At 61.7% G+C, this 14,541-nt stretch carries 14 protein-coding genes and 1 riboswitch; of the genes, 6 read left to right on the top strand and 8 right to left on the bottom strand.

Annotated elements, in window-relative coordinates; genetic code table 11:
- Positions 1-38: 38 nt before the first annotated feature.
- The 4 genes from DNK50_RS06105 to DNK50_RS06090 all read right to left on the bottom strand — a co-directional run bounded on the left by DNK50_RS06105 (position 39) and on the right by DNK50_RS06090 (position 2,668).
- A complete protein-coding gene (locus DNK50_RS06105) occupies positions 39-647 on the bottom strand; it encodes a YqiA/YcfP family alpha/beta fold hydrolase (protein WP_112193111.1) in 609 nt (202 codons plus the stop codon).
- Between the two features lie 49 nt (positions 648-696).
- A complete protein-coding gene (gene cpdA / locus DNK50_RS06100) occupies positions 697-1,512 on the bottom strand; it encodes a 3',5'-cyclic-AMP phosphodiesterase (protein WP_112193110.1) in 816 nt (271 codons plus the stop codon).
- A 98-nt stretch (positions 1,513-1,610) separates the two neighbouring features.
- A complete protein-coding gene (locus DNK50_RS06095) occupies positions 1,611-2,060 on the bottom strand; it encodes a DUF1249 domain-containing protein (RefSeq protein WP_003171323.1) in 450 nt (149 codons plus the stop codon).
- The gene (locus tag DNK50_RS06090) at positions 2,051-2,668 is read right to left on the bottom strand and encodes an NUDIX domain-containing protein (RefSeq protein WP_099583696.1); all 618 of its coding nucleotides are present in this window, start codon (positions 2,666-2,668) and stop codon (positions 2,051-2,053) included. Before DNK50_RS06090 ends, DNK50_RS06095 begins: the two co-directional genes overlap by 10 nt.
- Positions 2,669-2,860: 192 nt before the next feature.
- On the opposite strand from DNK50_RS06090, the gene DNK50_RS06085 reads away from it, so the two are divergent.
- Positions 2,861-3,598 carry an RsiV family protein gene (locus tag DNK50_RS06085; protein WP_099583697.1) on the top strand — a complete coding sequence of 246 codons (738 nt, stop codon included), beginning with the start codon at positions 2,861-2,863 and terminating at the stop codon, positions 3,596-3,598.
- Here the strand turns inward: DNK50_RS06085 and cytX are convergent.
- A complete protein-coding gene (gene cytX / locus DNK50_RS06080) occupies positions 3,567-4,856 on the bottom strand; it encodes a putative hydroxymethylpyrimidine transporter CytX (protein WP_112193109.1) in 1,290 nt (429 codons plus the stop codon). The two genes, DNK50_RS06085 and cytX, sit on opposite strands and share 32 nt — an antisense overlap.
- A gap of 143 nt (positions 4,857-4,999) precedes the next feature.
- Positions 5,000-6,889 carry a phosphomethylpyrimidine synthase ThiC gene (gene thiC / locus DNK50_RS06075; RefSeq protein ID WP_112193108.1) on the bottom strand — a complete coding sequence of 630 codons (1,890 nt, stop codon included), beginning with the start codon at positions 6,887-6,889 and terminating at the stop codon, positions 5,000-5,002.
- Positions 6,890-7,037: 148 nt separating this feature from the next.
- Positions 7,038-7,143, bottom strand: a riboswitch (TPP riboswitch).
- A gap of 196 nt (positions 7,144-7,339) precedes the next feature.
- On the opposite strand from thiC, the gene DNK50_RS06070 reads away from it, so the two are divergent.
- Positions 7,340-8,779: a TolC family outer membrane protein gene (locus DNK50_RS06070; RefSeq protein ID WP_099583700.1), complete on the top strand. Its 1,440-nt coding sequence runs from the start codon at positions 7,340-7,342 to the stop codon at positions 8,777-8,779.
- Between the two features lie 22 nt (positions 8,780-8,801).
- On the opposite strand, the gene waaA is transcribed toward DNK50_RS06070, so the two are convergent.
- Entirely contained in the window at positions 8,802-10,079 is a 1,278-nt protein-coding gene (gene waaA / locus DNK50_RS06065) for a lipid IV(A) 3-deoxy-D-manno-octulosonic acid transferase (protein ID WP_112193107.1), read from the bottom strand.
- A gap of 23 nt (positions 10,080-10,102) precedes the next feature.
- Complete coding sequence (locus DNK50_RS06060) at positions 10,103-10,993, bottom strand: LysR family transcriptional regulator (protein ID WP_112193106.1); 891 nt, start codon at positions 10,991-10,993, stop codon at positions 10,103-10,105.
- A gap of 97 nt (positions 10,994-11,090) precedes the next feature.
- On the opposite strand from DNK50_RS06060, the gene DNK50_RS06055 reads away from it, so the two are divergent.
- The 4 genes from DNK50_RS06055 (at position 11,091) to DNK50_RS06040 (ending at position 14,511) form a co-directional block, all read left to right on the top strand.
- Positions 11,091-11,426 (top strand): multidrug efflux SMR transporter, encoded by a 336-nt coding sequence (locus tag DNK50_RS06055; protein ID WP_003236297.1) that lies wholly within the window; start codon positions 11,091-11,093, stop codon positions 11,424-11,426.
- Positions 11,427-11,525: 99 nt separating this feature from the next.
- Entirely contained in the window at positions 11,526-12,701 is a 1,176-nt protein-coding gene (locus tag DNK50_RS06050; protein WP_112193105.1) for an FAD-binding oxidoreductase, read from the top strand.
- Entirely contained in the window at positions 12,698-13,510 is an 813-nt protein-coding gene (locus DNK50_RS06045; RefSeq protein ID WP_112193104.1) for an aldo/keto reductase, read from the top strand. Before DNK50_RS06050 ends, DNK50_RS06045 begins: the two co-directional genes overlap by 4 nt.
- 41 nt (positions 13,511-13,551) lie before the next feature.
- Complete coding sequence (locus tag DNK50_RS06040) at positions 13,552-14,511, top strand: metal ABC transporter ATPase (RefSeq protein ID WP_112193103.1); 960 nt, start codon at positions 13,552-13,554, stop codon at positions 14,509-14,511.
- The last annotated feature ends 30 nt before the right edge of the window (positions 14,512-14,541 follow it).

Below are 14,541 nucleotides of genomic sequence, written 5' to 3'. Positions count from 1 at the left end.
TCGTTCGATTAAAAAGTAACCTGCGGTTTCCAAGGCAATTACAGTGCCGAAAAATCGAAGGATTGATACTGATCTGCGCCAATGCCGGCAAAGCTGAGCAGCGCCGGCAATTGCTGGGCGAACCCTTGGTAACCATGGTCGCCACCGGCCTGGATGCGCAAGGCACAGGCCCGGTAATACTGCTGGGCGAGGCGATAATCCAGGGTTTCATCCCCGGTCTGCAACCACACCTGGTAACGCGCCGCGTCCTGGGGCGCCGGCACTTCCAACTCGGCCAGCGCCGTGACGTGGTCGTGGGTCAATTCCCAGGTTTCATCGGTGTAGAGGTTCTTCTGGGTGCCCAGGTAACCGTCGAACATCCGATGGGGGCTCACCGCCGGGTTGACCAGCAGCGCCTTGAGGCCATGGCGCTCGGCAAGATGGGTTGCATAGTAGCCGCCGAGTGAGCTGCCGACCAGCAGTGGCCGCCCCAGTTGGACAATGGCCTCCTCCAACTGAGGAATGGCCTGACGCGGGTGGTGATGCAGGGCCGGCACACACAGTTGGTCGGCCAGGCCGAGGCTGTCCATCACGGTGATGAGCTGGCTGGCCTTGTTGGACGCCGGCGCACTGTTGAAACCGTGGATATACAGGATCGAAGCAGACATACCGGGCTCTCCGCGCTTGCGCCAAAAGGGCGCAGTTTACAGGTAAATCTCAGTAGCCGTTGCTACCGTAATCCACCATAAACGCGAAGCCGGCCAGCCGCTCTACACCAGTTTCCAACCGTCCGTCGGCATGCAAGCGCAGCCAACGATACCCTGGCGCGTCCTCGCTGACCTTGAAGTCCTCGCTGCCCGGTGCGAACTGGATGCAAGTGGATGGCGACGCCAGCAGGCGCACGCCGTTGCGCTCACGGTCGATTTCCTGATGCACATGACCCCAGAGTACGGCCTTGACCTGGGGGAAGCGGTCCAGCACGGCAAACAGCGCCTCGGGGTTGCGCAGGCCGATGGGCTCCATCCAGGCACAGCCGATGGACACCGGGTGATGGTGAAAGCACACCAGATGATGACGACCGGGAGCTTCACTCAAGGCCTGGGCGAGCAATTGCAGCTGCGAATCCTGGAGATAGCCTGGCACCGAGCCAGGTACGGCGGAGTCCAGCAGGGTGATGCGCCAGTTGCCCACATCCACCACCGGTTCAAGCAAGTCGCTGTGCGCAGCGGCCTGCGCCATGATCTGCGGCTCGTCGTGGTTACCGGGAATCCAGCGCGCAGGGGCGCCGATGGGTGCGGTCATGTCGCGAAATTGCTGATAGGACTCCAGCGTGCCGTCCTGGGACAAGTCCCCGGTTGCCACGATCAGGTCGATTTGCGACTGCTGCTGGCACACCAACTCAATCACGCGCTGCAGGCTGTCACGGGTATTCATGCCCAGCAGCGTGCCGTCGGCCTCGGCAAACAAATGACTGTCGGACAGTTGCACCAGCAATACCGGTGCATCGGGGTTCACGGTGGATACGCTCGGCAAGGCGCTCTCCCAAGGCAATCACAGGAATGGACAATTGGGGCGATTATGCTGGGGCAGAACGCAAAGAGGAAACCCGGGGAAGCAGACGCAGTTCACATCTACCGCACAACCTCAAACTCATGGCCCAGGGCCAGGCAATGGCTCAACCACTCACCGAGGAACACATTGAGCTGCGCTTTCTCATCGGGCTGGTGCATGAACACGTTGGGGTAAGGATAGATGCTGCGAAAGCGTCGTGCATGTTCGGCGCTGATCACTTCCGCCATACGGGCGTCGTGGTAGACCTGCACTTCCAGTTGCGGCACCGGCAGCCAAGGCAGGCTGTGCTCCTGGCGCACGCGCAGGGTGGTGGTGTACGGGCAGTTGACGATGACTTCCAGGGCCAGCACGCCGAGCATCTGGTCGCCATGGGTAACGCCGATACGCCGCGCCTCGGGGGCGTGGCGCATGTCGGGCAACAGGCGCATCAACCGCGCATAGTTGGCTTCGCAGGCGGCTTGCAGCCCGATCAGGTCGACTCGATAACGTTCCCGCGCCTTTACTGCCATAACCCCCTCACTTCCGCGCGATTAAGCGCAAGCCATTGCAGGGCGATAATGCTGGCTGCGTTGGAAATCTTACCGTCGCGTACCGCTTGCAGGGCATCTTCGAAGGCCCAGACGGTGACGCGGATATCTTCTGCCTCTTCTTCCAGTCCATGGACACCACCGGCACCGACGCTGTCGCAACGGCCCAGGTACAAATGCACAAACTCGGTACTGCCACCGGGCGACGGGAAATACTTGGTGATCGGCCAGAGCGCGGAGAACGTCAGCCCAGCTTCCTCCTCGGCTTCGCGGTGTGCAACCTCCTCTGGCTGTTCTTCCTTGTCGATCAGCCCCGCGACCATTTCCACCAGCCAAGGGTTGTTGCTGCGGCCCATGGCGCCTACTCGGAACTGCTCGATCAATACCACTTCATCGCGCTGCGGGTCGTACGGCAGGACACACACCGCGTCGTGACGGACGAAAACTTCGCGGTTGATTACACGACTCATGCCGCCATCGAACTTTTCGTGGCGCAGTTGCACGCGATCAAGCTGGTAGAAGCCCTTGTAGGCATTGTCGCGCTGAACAATCTCAATCTTGCTCGGCGTCGATTTTGCTGTGTCCGTCATATCCTTTCCTCGTTATGCCTGAGCAATTCGCGCCATCCTAACGCGCTCGCGCCCTAGGATGCAGCCCCTTTCCGGTTGCCGGGATAGACGGCGGCGGTCAAACTCACTCTAATCAGCTTAGTGGCGAACTGACTGCCTTGCAGGTAGTCGAAGCTGCACAATTTCGCTCTTATCGATAGACGAAGGACATCCATGTCGCTTTTAAAAATCGCCTCCGTGGCCTGCATCGCCTTGACCCTCGGCGCCTGCCAAAGCCTGTTCCAACCCAACTGGCGCACCCCGCTGGAAGCCACCCGCGACACCACCGAACAAACCCGGCCGGGCTGTGCCAGCGCCGATTGCGCGTTGGTGAATATCGACACCGTGCACTTTGCCAAAGACCCCAAGCTCGACGCCTTGATTGAACAGCGCCTGCTGGAAATGACCGGCGCCAACCCGCTGCCGACCAGCCTTGAGAGCTATCGCGAGCAATTCCTGAAAACCGCGGCGCCCAGCAACAGCATGTATTTGCAGGCCAAGGTACGGGAGCAGCATGACGGCTTGGTGATTATCGAACTGTCCAGCTACCTGGATCAGGGCGCCACCCATGGCGAGCCGGGCCGTGCGTTCATCAACTATTCGCGCCAGCAGCAAAAAGCGCTGTCGCTCACCGATATGCTACTGCCGGGCAAGGAAGACGCCTTCTGGAAAGCCGCCCAGGTGGCGCACAACAGTTGGCTGATCAGCACCCGCCTGAGCCTGGAACCGGAGTTCGTGAAAACCTACCCCTTCCAGAAAACCCCGAACGTGGCGCTGACCTATGGTGGCGTGGTCCTCAAGTACCCCACCACCACCATCGCGCCGTATGCCTTGGGCCATGTCGAGTTGCAGATTCCCTACTCGCGCCTGGAAGGCATCCTCAAGCCTGAGCTGGTGCCTGCGCGCCGCTGAAGGCGCGACCCAGGATGAACTGCAGCAACCCTGCCAGCACCAGCGCCGGCAGGGTTGCGCCGACATCCGGGTAGAGATTCGCCAACAAGTGGTAGGTGGCGATGCCACCCAGCCATGCCAGCAACGCCGACCAACGCAGGCTGGTGACCACACCCTGGTCACGACGGCGCAGGATGAAATGATCCACCAGCACCACACCGAACAACGGCGCGAACACCGAGCCGATCAACAGCAAGAAGTTCTGGTACTGGGCCAACGGCGCAAAACAGGCGATCAAGGTGCAGATCACCCCGATAGCCAATGCCAGGTGCTCGACTTTCAAGCGCAACAAAATCCCGCTGGACACCGCCGCCGAGTGAATATCGGCAAAGGCGTTTTCCGACTCATCCAACAGGATCAGCAGCAGCGGAATCCCCAGGCCCGCACCCGCCAACGCCAGGAGCAGCGCGTTCACTTCGCCGCTTGGCGCGAACGCCAGGGTATAGGCCACGCCCAGGCTCATCAGCCAGAAATTACCGATAAAGAATCCCAGCGCGGTGCCGCCGAAGACACTTTTGGCGCGCTTGCCGAAACGGGAGTAATCGGCAATCAGCGGCAACCACGACAGCGGCATGGCGATGGCAATATCAAAGCCCACCGCAAATGGCAGCGAACCGTCACCGGCCTGAGCCCATAACGCGGCCAGGTCGGCCTTGGCAAACAGGTTCCAGGTCAGCCACACGCAGGCGGCGAGCAGCAGCCAGATGCCCCATTTGCGCAGGATCTGGCGCACAAAGGTCAATGGACCGCTGACTGCCAGCAAGGTCGCCAGGCCGCCAAAAAACAGCGTCCACAACACAGGACTGGCCAACAGGCTGCCCTCGCTGAATGCCCGCGTGCCCAGCAGGCTGGCGGCATCGCGCATCACGATGATTTCGAACGAGCCCCAGCCGATCAGTTGCAGCAGGTTCAACAACGCCGGCAGGCTTGCGCCCTTGGCGCCGAGGCTGAGCTTGAGCGCGGCCATGGCGGACAGGCCGGTATCGCTGCCGATCACGCCGACGGCGGCCAGCAAGAGCACGCCGACCAGGGTGCCGAGAAAGATGGCCAGCAATGAACCGCTAAGGCCCAGGCCCGGAGCGAGCAACGCGCCGGTTTGCAGGACCATCAGGCCGATGCCGAGGGAGAACCACAGGGAGAACAGGTCGCGGGCGCCGAAGACTCTTTTGTCAGCAGGCACCGCGATGTCGGGGGAATAGGTGCTGGGTTGAATGCTCAAGGGTTTTATCTCTGAAGAACATTTGTTGTTTGGGAGATAGCAATCGGGGGCTAGCCCCCTCCCACAGTTTTGAAAGTGTTCACAATTCAAATGTGGGAGGGAGCTTGCCCCCGATGAGGCCCTTACAGGCACCTAAAATCTGATCAGACCTTCTTGTACAGCTGACTCCCTTCCTGCTTGAACCGCTCCGCCTGCTCCGCCAACCCCTTGGCCACATCCACATCCACCGCGTCAATGCGCTGGTTGGCCGCGTATTCACGCACCTCCTGGGTGATTTTCATCGAGCAGAACTTCGGCCCGCACATCGAGCAGAAATGCGCGACCTTGGCCGAGTCCTTCGGCAGGGTTTCATCGTGATAGGAACGTGCGGTGTCCGGGTCCAGGCCGAGGTTGAACTGGTCTTCCCAGCGGAACTCGAAGCGCGCCTTGCTCAAGGCGTTGTCGCGGATCTGCGCGCCCGGATGACCTTTTGCCAAGTCTGCCGCGTGGGCCGCGATCTTGTAGGTGATGATCCCGGTCTTCACGTCATCCTTGTTCGGCAGGCCCAGGTGCTCCTTGGGCGTGACGTAGCACAGCATGGCGCAGCCGAACCAGCCGATCATCGCCGCACCGATACCGGAGGTGATGTGGTCGTAACCCGGCGCGATGTCGGTGGTCAGCGGGCCGAGGGTGTAGAACGGCGCCTCGTCGCAGCATTCAAGCTGCTTGTCCATGTTCTCCTTGATCAACTGCATCGGCACGTGGCCGGGGCCTTCGATCATGGTTTGCACGTCGTGCTTCCAGGCGGTCTTGGTCAGTTCACCGAGGGTTTCCAGTTCGCCGAACTGCGCGGCGTCATTGGCGTCGGCAATCGAGCCAGGGCGCAGGCCGTCGCCGAGGGAGAAGCTGACGTCATAGGCCTTCATGATTTCGCAGATTTCGTCGAAATACGTGTAGGTGAAGTTCTCTTTATGGTGCGCCAGGCACCACTTGGCCATGATCGAACCGCCACGGGACACGATGCCGGTGACGCGCTTGGCAGTCAGCGGCACGTAGCGCAGCAAAACGCCGGCGTGGATGGTGAAGTAGTCGACGCCCTGCTCGGCCTGTTCGATCAGGGTGTCGCGGAACAGCTCCCAGGTCAGGTCTTCGGCGGCGCCACCGACTTTTTCCAGGGCCTGGTAGATCGGCACGGTACCAATCGGCACCGGCGAGTTGCGGATGATCCACTCGCGGGTTTCGTGGATGTGCTTGCCGGTGGACAGGTCCATCACGGTGTCCGACCCCCAGCGAATGCCCCAGGTGAGTTTCGCCACTTCTTCTTCGATGGACGAACCCAGGGCGCTGTTGCCGATGTTGCCGTTGATCTTCACCAGGAAGTTGCGACCGATGATCATCGGCTCCAACTCGGTGTGGTTGATGTTGGCCGGGATGATTGCGCGGCCACGGGCGATTTCTTCGCGCACAAACTCGGGGGTAATGATTTTCGGCACGCTGGCGCCGAAGCTGTGGCCAGCGTGTTGCTGGTCCAGCAGGCCACTGGCGCGGGCCTCTTCAAGCTTCATGTTTTCGCGGATGGCGACGTATTCCATCTCGGCGGTGATGATGCCTTTGCGTGCGTAGTGCATTTGGGTGACGTTGGCACCGGCCTTGGCGCGGCGCGGGTTCTTCACGTGGGCAAAGCGCAATGCGGTCAGTTCGGCGTCGCTGAGCCGTTGCTGGCCGAAGTGCGAGCTCAGGCCGGACAGGCGCTCGGTGTCGCCGCGCACTTCAATCCACGGCGAGCGCACATCGCCCAGGCCTTTGCGCACGTCGATGATCACATTGGGGTCGGTGTACGGCCCGGAGGTGTCATAGACCACCACGGGGGCGTTGATTTCACCGCCGAAATCGGTGGGGGTCACGTCCAGGCTGATCTCACGCATCGGCACACGAATGTCCGGGCGAGTGCCCTGCACGTAGATTTTTTGCGAGCGGGTAAACGGCTGCACAGAGCCGGAGTCGACCTTGGCCGATTCACTTAAATGCACAGTGTTTTTTAGTTTTGTCGTCATCACGGGCTCTCTAACTATCCAGGCGGTGGATTTTTGTCGGAGCGAACCTGTGACGGATGGACGCACTGAAACCAGTGCTGTGCTTGGCGCACGAGGACTGTTCGATTGTCGAACAGCATCCCGGACGAAGCACAAGAGGACTCGCCGGGTGACGAGAAATCTTGTTCCCTACGCAGGCGCTAACCTGATCAGGTTCAACGGGATCCGGTATTTACCGATCTCAGCCTTCCAACAAGGCACCCCGACAAGAACGCGGCCAGTCTAGACCATGCCGTGGGCAAATTGCCAACAGTGGAGCATTCAGCGTGATGAATGGCGCAATTGCAGGATTGTTGTGCCGGGGTCGCACCACTACACTCGGGTGCTGCCTCAAGGCTTGACGCCAGGAATGGCCAGCCGTAGCCTTGGGCGCTAAATTATCACCGTAATATTCACACTAGGGATCGCCTCATGCTGCGCAAACTTTCACTGGCTGTTGCCGTGTCTTGTGCGACCAACGCAATGGTCTGGGCAGCAGAAGCGCCCTTGTCTGCCAGAACCGATCTGGTCAGCGTCTATCAGGAAGCGGTGGATAACAACGCCGACCTGGCTGCCGCCCGCGCCCAATACGGCGCGCAAAAAGAAGTGGTGCCCCAGGCACGCGCCGGGTTGCTGCCGAACTTGTCGGCCGGTGCCGATATCAACAACGTGCGCACCCAGATCGACACGCCAGCGGCCACCGCCAACCGCGACGCCCATTCCTGGCGCGCAACCCTGAGCCAGCCGCTGTTCCGCGCCGACCGCTGGTTCCAGCTGCAAGCCGCCGAGGCCGTCAACGAGCAGGCCGCATTGCAACTGTCAGCCACGGAACAGAACCTGATCCTGCAAAGCGCAGAGAGCTATTTCGCCGTGCTGCGCGCCCAGGACAACCTGGCCTCCACCAAGGCCGAAGAGAACGCCTTCAAGCGCCAACTGGACCAGTCCAACGAGCGCTTCGATGTGGGCCTGTCGGACAAGACCGACGTGCTGCAATCCCAAGCCAGCTACGATACCGCTCGCGCCAACCGCATCCTGGCCCAGCGCCAGGTGGATGACGCCTTTGAAGCGCTGATCACCTTGACCAACCGCCAGTACAACTCGATCCAGGGCATCGTGCACACGTTGCCGGTGTTGCCGCCGCTGCCGAACGACGCCAAGGCGTGGGTCGAAACCGCCGGCCGCCAGAACCTGAACCTGCTGGCCAGCAACTACGCCGTCACCGCTGCCGAAGAAACCCTCAAACAGCGCAAGGCTGGCCACGCGCCGACCCTGGATGCGGTGGCGCAGTACGAAAAAGGCGATAACGACGCCCTCGGCTTCAGCAACCCAAATGCCTTCGGCACGCCGTATCGCGGTGATGTCGAGCAGCGCACCATCGGCCTGCGCCTGAGCATCCCGCTGTACAGCGGCGGCCTGACCAGCTCGCAAGTGCGTGAGTCGTACTCGCGCCTGGGCCAGACCGAGCAGCAGCGCGAAGGCCTGCGCCGCCAGGTAGTGGAAAATACGCGCAACCTGCACCGCGCCGTGAACACCGATGTGGAACAGGTACAGGCGCGCCGCCAGTCGATCATCTCCAACCAGAGCGCGGTGGAAGCCACGGAAATCGGTTACCAGGTGGGTACGCGCAATATCGTCGACGTGCTGGACTCACAGCGCCAGCTCTACTCGTCGGTGCGCAACTACAACAACAGCCGCTACGACTACATCCTCGACAACCTGCGCCTGAAGCAGGCGGCGGGCACCTTGAATCCAGGGGATTTGCAGGACCTGACGCGGTACCTGAAGGCGGACTACAACCCGGATAAAGACTTCCTGCCGCCGGACCTGGCCAAGGCTGCCGCCGAACAACTCAAAGCCCGACCGGGTTATTAAACACACTTGGATCATTGTTGAGTCAGTGAGTGATCAGTCTGGCCAACCCATCCAGCAGGCGCTTCAGCGCGCCTTGGTTGGCCTGCATCACCTTGAGCCCCGCCTGCGCCATCCGACGCGCATCCTGCGGCAGCTCGAACAGCTGCCGCACGGCTTCGGCCAACCCTTGCGCGTCATCCACCTCACGCAAAGCCCCGGCTTCGCGCATCATCGCGGTGATTTCGAGGAAGTTGAATACATGCGGCCCCATGATCACCGGCTTGGCCAGCGCCGCCGGCTCCAGAGGGTTGTGCCCGCCGGTCGCCACCAGGCTGCCGCCGACGAAGGCGCTGTCGGCCAGGGCATACAGAAACAGCAACTCGCCCATGGTATCGCCGAGCAGCACCGAGGTGTGTGCACTGACGGGCTCGCCGGTGGAACGGCGCACCGTGGCAAACCCTTGCTGCTTGCACAGCTCGAACATCGGACCAAAACGCTCCTGATGACGCGGCACCAGAATCAGTAATGCATTGGGATAGCTGGCGAGCAACTGACGATGCGCGGCCAACACCACCTCATCTTCACCTTCGTGAGTACTGGCGGCGATCCACACCGGACGCTCGCTGGCGCCCCATTGCTCGCGCAATGCGGCCGCTCGCTCCAGTAGTTGCGGGTCGATGGTCAGGTCGAACTTGATTGAACCGGTCACCTCTACAGTCTCCGGCCGCGCGCCAAGGCTCAAGAAGCGCTGGGCCTCGGTGTGCGTCTGCACAGCGAACAAACTCATTTGCGCCAGCATCGGCGCCGTCAGCTTGGCGAAACGTCCATAACCCTTGGCCGAACGGGCCGACAGCCGCGCATTGGCCAACGCCACCGGAATGCCGCGCCGAGCGCAGGCGTGGATATGGTTGGGCCACAGCTCGGTTTCCATGATCACCGCGAGCCTGGGCTGCACGCGGTCGAGAAAACGCTTGGCCGCGCACGGCAAGTCGTAGGGCAAATAGCAGTGCTGGATGCGCGGCTCGTTGGCGAACAACGCCTGGATCCGCTCGGAGCCGGTGGGCGTCATGCAGGTGACGGTGATCGGCAGCTGTGGATAACGCTGCAGTAGCCCGCGGATCATCGGCGCGGCGGCAATGCTTTCGCCCACTGACACGGCATGCACCCAGATCCCGCCCGGTTTCATCACCGGCAAGCCATAGGAGAAGCGCTCGCCCACGCGCTCGGCGTAGGCCGGCGCCTTGCGGGCGCGCAGCCACAGACGTAAAGCCACCAACGGCAGCGCCAGGTAAAACAGACAGCTGTAGAGAGTTCTATTCATGGCGGCGGAGTTTATCCACTTTTTCAATCAATCGCCCGCAGGCACTCGGCAAAACGTTCGGCGAGGAAACGTGCCGCGGGCCCGAGGTGCTCATCGCGGCGCCATACCAGCTCTACCACCAGGGCCGGCGGCGTCCACTCGCTGCCCAACTCAACCATTTGTTGCTGATAAGTCGGATATTGCACGATGTGCCGCGGCAGCCAGGCCCAGCCCAGGCCACTCATCAGCCATTCGGCCAATACGTAGAAACTGTCGGCGCGCCACACCAGCGGGCTGGCGGCTTCGCTGCCGGGATAGACACTGGTCTGCGTCGACATCAGCAGCTGCCGGTACTGGGCCAGGCGCTGGCACGTCACGTACCCGTCCTTGGCCAGCGGGTGGTTCACACCGCAGACCGTGACCATTTCCACACTGCCCACCACGCGCCGCTCAAGGGCCTCGGGAATCTGGTCGTGATAGAACAACAGGCCCAGGTCCGCCTTGCGCTCCACCAATTTGCGCGCCACGTCGCCTTGGGCGGCACTGGACAGCTGCACTTCCAGCAAAGGGTATTGCACCGCCAGCGCCTCAAGGCTGTCGAGCACCGGCTGGAACAGCATCGCCTCGTCCTGAGCCAGGCGCAGGCAGGCTTCTTCACCACGGGTCAGCGACAACGCCCGGCCGTTGAGCCGCTCACATTGACGCAGCACTTCGCGCGCCTCTTCCAGCAATACGCTGCCGGCTTCCGTCAGGCGCGGCTGGCGGCCACTGCTACGCTCAAACAGGCTCACGCCCAGGTCTGCCTCCAGCAGCGCAACTGCATTGCTCACCGCCGATTGCGCCTTGCGCTGCCCACGCGCCACGGCCGAAAACGAACGCTGCTCGGCGACGTCGACAAACAGGCGCATCTGTTCCAGATTCCACTGCATGGCCAACCCATCTCCAAATCGGATAGGTAATGACTTTACCCCATCTGGCAAAGCTCTAGAATGCCGACCTTATCCAATGCGCTGCACACCGAGGATTGACGCCATGAACCCTGCCTACTATTACCTGGCCATCGCCATTTGCTCGGAAGTGATTGCTACTGTCTCGATGAAAGCCATCAAGGGCTGGAGCACGCCGATCCCGTTGCTGCTGGTGATCGTCGGCTACGGCGTGGCCTTCTGGATGCTGACGCTGGTGGTGCGCACGGTGCCGGTGGGTGTGGCCTACGCCGTGTGGGCCGGGATGGGCATCGTGATGGTCAGTATCGCGGCGCTGTTTATCTACGGGCAGAAGTTGGATGTCCCGGCGATGCTGGGGATGGGCCTGATTGTGCTGGGCGTGGTGGTTATCCAGTTGTTCTCGAAAACCGCCGGGCATTAAGCACCCGATATTCGCAGCCTCGCTAAAGCTCGACAGCGCCTACGGTGTGCACGGTTTGAGAATGTATACTTGCGGCCTTGTTTAGAAATGAGGTCGCCCATGCCATCCGTTATGTCCACCGACGTTCTGATTGTCGGCGCCGGAGTTGCCGGCCTCTGGCTGAATGCGCGCCTGCGCCGCCAGGGGTTTTCCACGGTGGTGGTGGAAAGTGCCACGTTGGGTGGCGGGCAAAGTCTGAAGTCCCAGGGGATCATTCACGGCGGTGCGAAATACGCCCTGCACGGCGCCCTTACCGGCGCCTCCGAAGCGATAGCCGATATGCCGCGCCGCTGGCGTGAAGCCCTGGCGGGCAACGGCGAGCTGGACCTGTCCGGCGTGCGCTTGCTGTCCGAAGCCCATTACCTGTGGTCCCCCGGCACTATCGCCGGCAACCTCACCAGCTTTTTCGCCAGCAAGGCCGTGCGTGGCCGTGTCGATCAGGTCAAGGGCGACGACCTGCCAGCGGCACTGCAAGACCGCCGTTTCAAAGGCAAGGTGTATCGCCTGGCCGAGTTGGTGGTGGATGTGCCAAGCCTGATCGACCGCCTCGCGCAATTGGCCGGTGACGGCTTGCTTGCAGGGCAACAGATCGAACCGCTTTATGAAGGCAACAAACTGGTGGGTTTGAAGGTCGATGGCCGCGAGATCCGCGCCCAGCGCATCGTCCTGAGTGCCGGCGGCGGCACCGCTGAACTCCTGGCAACACTGGGCCTGAGCAACCCGGCCATGCAAAAGCGCCCGTTGCACATGATCATTGCCAAAGGCCCCGGCCTGAAGCCGCTGTACGCCCATTGCCTGGGCGGCGGCACCAAGCCGCGTATCACCGTGACCACCCATCCGGCTGCCGATGGCAACTGGGTGTGGTACATGGGCGGTGATATTGCCGAGGCCGATGGCGTGGCGCGCACGCCCGAAGAGCAAGTCGCCACCGCCCAGAAAGAACTCGCACAATTGCTGCCCTGGATCGACATGAGCCAGACCCGCTGGGCCACTCTGCGCGTGAACCGTGCCGAGCCGCTGCAATCAGGCCTGAGCCGTCCCGACAACGCCTTTGTCGCAGAAGAAGGTCGCCTGCTGGTGGGATGGCCAACCAAATTGGCGTTGGCGCCAGACTTCGCCGATCGGGTGATCAACAGCCTCGAACGTGACGGTATCCGCCCGAGCACCTGCGAGCCACTGCCGGAGCTGCCTAAACCCGCCCTCGGCGTACCGGCCTGGGAGCAACTGCTGCCATGAGCCTACCCACCTTGCACGACCTGCATCGCCCTTTGGGCAGCACCGGCATTCTGGTCTCGCCGCTGGGCCTGGGCACCGTCAAGCTGGGCCGCGACCAGGGTGTGAAATACCCCAACGGCTTCCAGATTCCGGATGACGATGAAGCGCGGATGCTCCTGCGCCAGGCCTGCCAGTTGGGCATCAACCTGATCGACACCGCACCGGCCTATGGGCGCAGCGAAGAACGCTTGGGGCCGCTGTTACGCGGCCAGCGCAAGGATTGGGTGATCGTCAGCAAGGTCGGCGAAGAGTTCGAAAACGGCGTCTCGCAGCACGATTTCAGTGCTGCCCACACCCGGCTGTCCATTGAGCGCAGCTTGAAACGACTTGAAACGGATTTTATCGACCTGGTGCTGGTGCACTCCGATGGCAACGACCTGCACATCCTCAACGACTGCGAGGTCTACCAAACCCTGGCGGAGCTGAAAAAAGAGGGCAAGATTCGCGGCTTCGGCTTCTCCGGCAAAACCGTCGAAGGCGGCGTGAAGGCTTTGGAACAAGGTGATTGCGCGATGGTCACTTACAATCTGAACGAACAGACAGAGAAAGCCGTCATTGAATATGCGGCGGCCCATGGCAAAGGCATTCTGGTCAAAAAGGCGCTGGCCAGCGGCCACGTTTGCCTTGAGCCTGGAATGGATCCAATACATGCGAGCTTCATGCTGTTGTTTGCGCAAACCGGCGTCGCCAGTGCTATTGTCGGGACCATTAATCCGCTGCACCTGGCCCATAACGTGGCGACCGCTGCCAAGGTCATTCGTCAACTCTGATGCCGCCCACGCGGCCGACCCCGTCGCAAAAAGGAGCCGACATGCCGCGAACGCTCATAAGAAAAAACCCCAGCAACTTTAAAACACTGCCGCTGCACGTCGAAGCCACCCCCGAAGGCCTGAGCTACCAGAGCGTGGGCATGCCGCTCAACTTCGCCCAGACCCTGCAACGGCGCAAGCCGGTGGAGGTGGCAGACCCGGAACGTTTCGCACTGGAACTGGCCAACCTCGGCGTCTCGGTACGCCTGACACTGCACTGGCAAAACCGCGATTACTGGGTGCTGGTGCGCCAGCGTCGACAGGACCGTGGTGACGTGGTGCTCAAGCTGATCTCCGGCTATGTCCCGGCCCATGAACTGAACCTGCCGCTGCATACGGCCATCCAGGAAATTGCCGAAGAATGCCTGCTGGAAACGCCCGAAGGCTGGCTCGGCGGGCGCTTCAACGATACTTGGCTACCCGCCCCCTACTCCGCCGCCCTGCATTACCGCGAAGCGCTGCCGTTTCGCCTCAGCCCGCTGTCCGGCGCGGCGCGCCCGGTGCGTTGCGCCACCACCCAGCTGATCGAACGCCCACGGGCCTATGTGCATTTGCCCACGGCGTCGCTGCAATTGATCTACGACCTGCGCCTGGAAGTGCCAAAGGAAGCCAAGTCCCTGAGCCTGTTCCACGTGGATGAGCGCCTGGAAGGCGACCAGTTGGTAGCACGCCTGGACCGCAAGCGTCCGGACCTGTACCTGATGCCCCTCAAAGACGGCCAGCCCCTTCCCGAGCTGTACACCGTAAAAAAAGACCAGCTGTCCCCGGCGAGTACACGGGGCTTGTACCTGGCAGAAAGCTTCGCCCAACAGGAAGGCTGGCTGGTGCGTGAAGAGCGTATTCGCTGGAAGGATTGGCTCAGGCAGCAAGGCCTGGCGGAGCCGGAGAAAGAATCGAAGCTGAAGGGATTGGCGCGGCGAGTGCTGCGCAAGATCGTGCCGAAGAAGAAAGCCAAGGGCTGAGTGAGCTGCAATCCAACTGTGAGAGAGGGC

Origin of the sequence: Pseudomonas sp. LG1E9 (genome assembly GCF_003290225.1) — a bacterium.
In the GTDB taxonomy this organism is placed as follows: Bacteria; Pseudomonadota; Gammaproteobacteria; order Pseudomonadales; family Pseudomonadaceae; genus Aquipseudomonas; species Aquipseudomonas cyclaminis.
The sequence above is the reverse complement of the archived record's forward strand: the minus strand, read 5'-3'. Positions and strand labels throughout refer to the sequence as shown.

What these genes read in the sequence shown, in the direction of transcription:
- DNK50_RS06085 (WP_099583697.1), top strand. Translation starts at nt 2,861, where the DNA reads ATGTCGCTTTTAAAAATCGCCTCCGTGGCCTGCATCGCCTTGACCCTC.
- DNK50_RS06090 (WP_099583696.1), bottom strand. Translation starts at nt 2,668, where the DNA reads ATGACGGACACAGCAAAATCGACGCCGAGCAAGATTGAGATTGTTCAG.
- DNK50_RS06050 (WP_112193105.1), top strand. Translation starts at nt 11,526, where the DNA reads ATGCCATCCGTTATGTCCACCGACGTTCTGATTGTCGGCGCCGGAGTT.
- waaA (WP_112193107.1), bottom strand. Translation starts at nt 10,079, where the DNA reads ATGAATAGAACTCTCTACAGCTGTCTGTTTTACCTGGCGCTGCCGTTG.
- DNK50_RS06040 (WP_112193103.1), top strand. Translation starts at nt 13,552, where the DNA reads ATGCCGCGAACGCTCATAAGAAAAAACCCCAGCAACTTTAAAACACTG.
- DNK50_RS06095 (WP_003171323.1), bottom strand. Translation starts at nt 2,060, where the DNA reads ATGGCAGTAAAGGCGCGGGAACGTTATCGAGTCGACCTGATCGGGCTG.
- DNK50_RS06045 (WP_112193104.1), top strand. Translation starts at nt 12,698, where the DNA reads ATGAGCCTACCCACCTTGCACGACCTGCATCGCCCTTTGGGCAGCACC.
- DNK50_RS06105 (WP_112193111.1), bottom strand. Translation starts at nt 647, where the DNA reads ATGTCTGCTTCGATCCTGTATATCCACGGTTTCAACAGTGCGCCGGCG.
- DNK50_RS06055 (WP_003236297.1), top strand. Translation starts at nt 11,091, where the DNA reads ATGAACCCTGCCTACTATTACCTGGCCATCGCCATTTGCTCGGAAGTG.
- DNK50_RS06070 (WP_099583700.1), top strand. Translation starts at nt 7,340, where the DNA reads ATGCTGCGCAAACTTTCACTGGCTGTTGCCGTGTCTTGTGCGACCAAC.
- thiC (WP_112193108.1), bottom strand. Translation starts at nt 6,889, where the DNA reads ATGACGACAAAACTAAAAAACACTGTGCATTTAAGTGAATCGGCCAAG.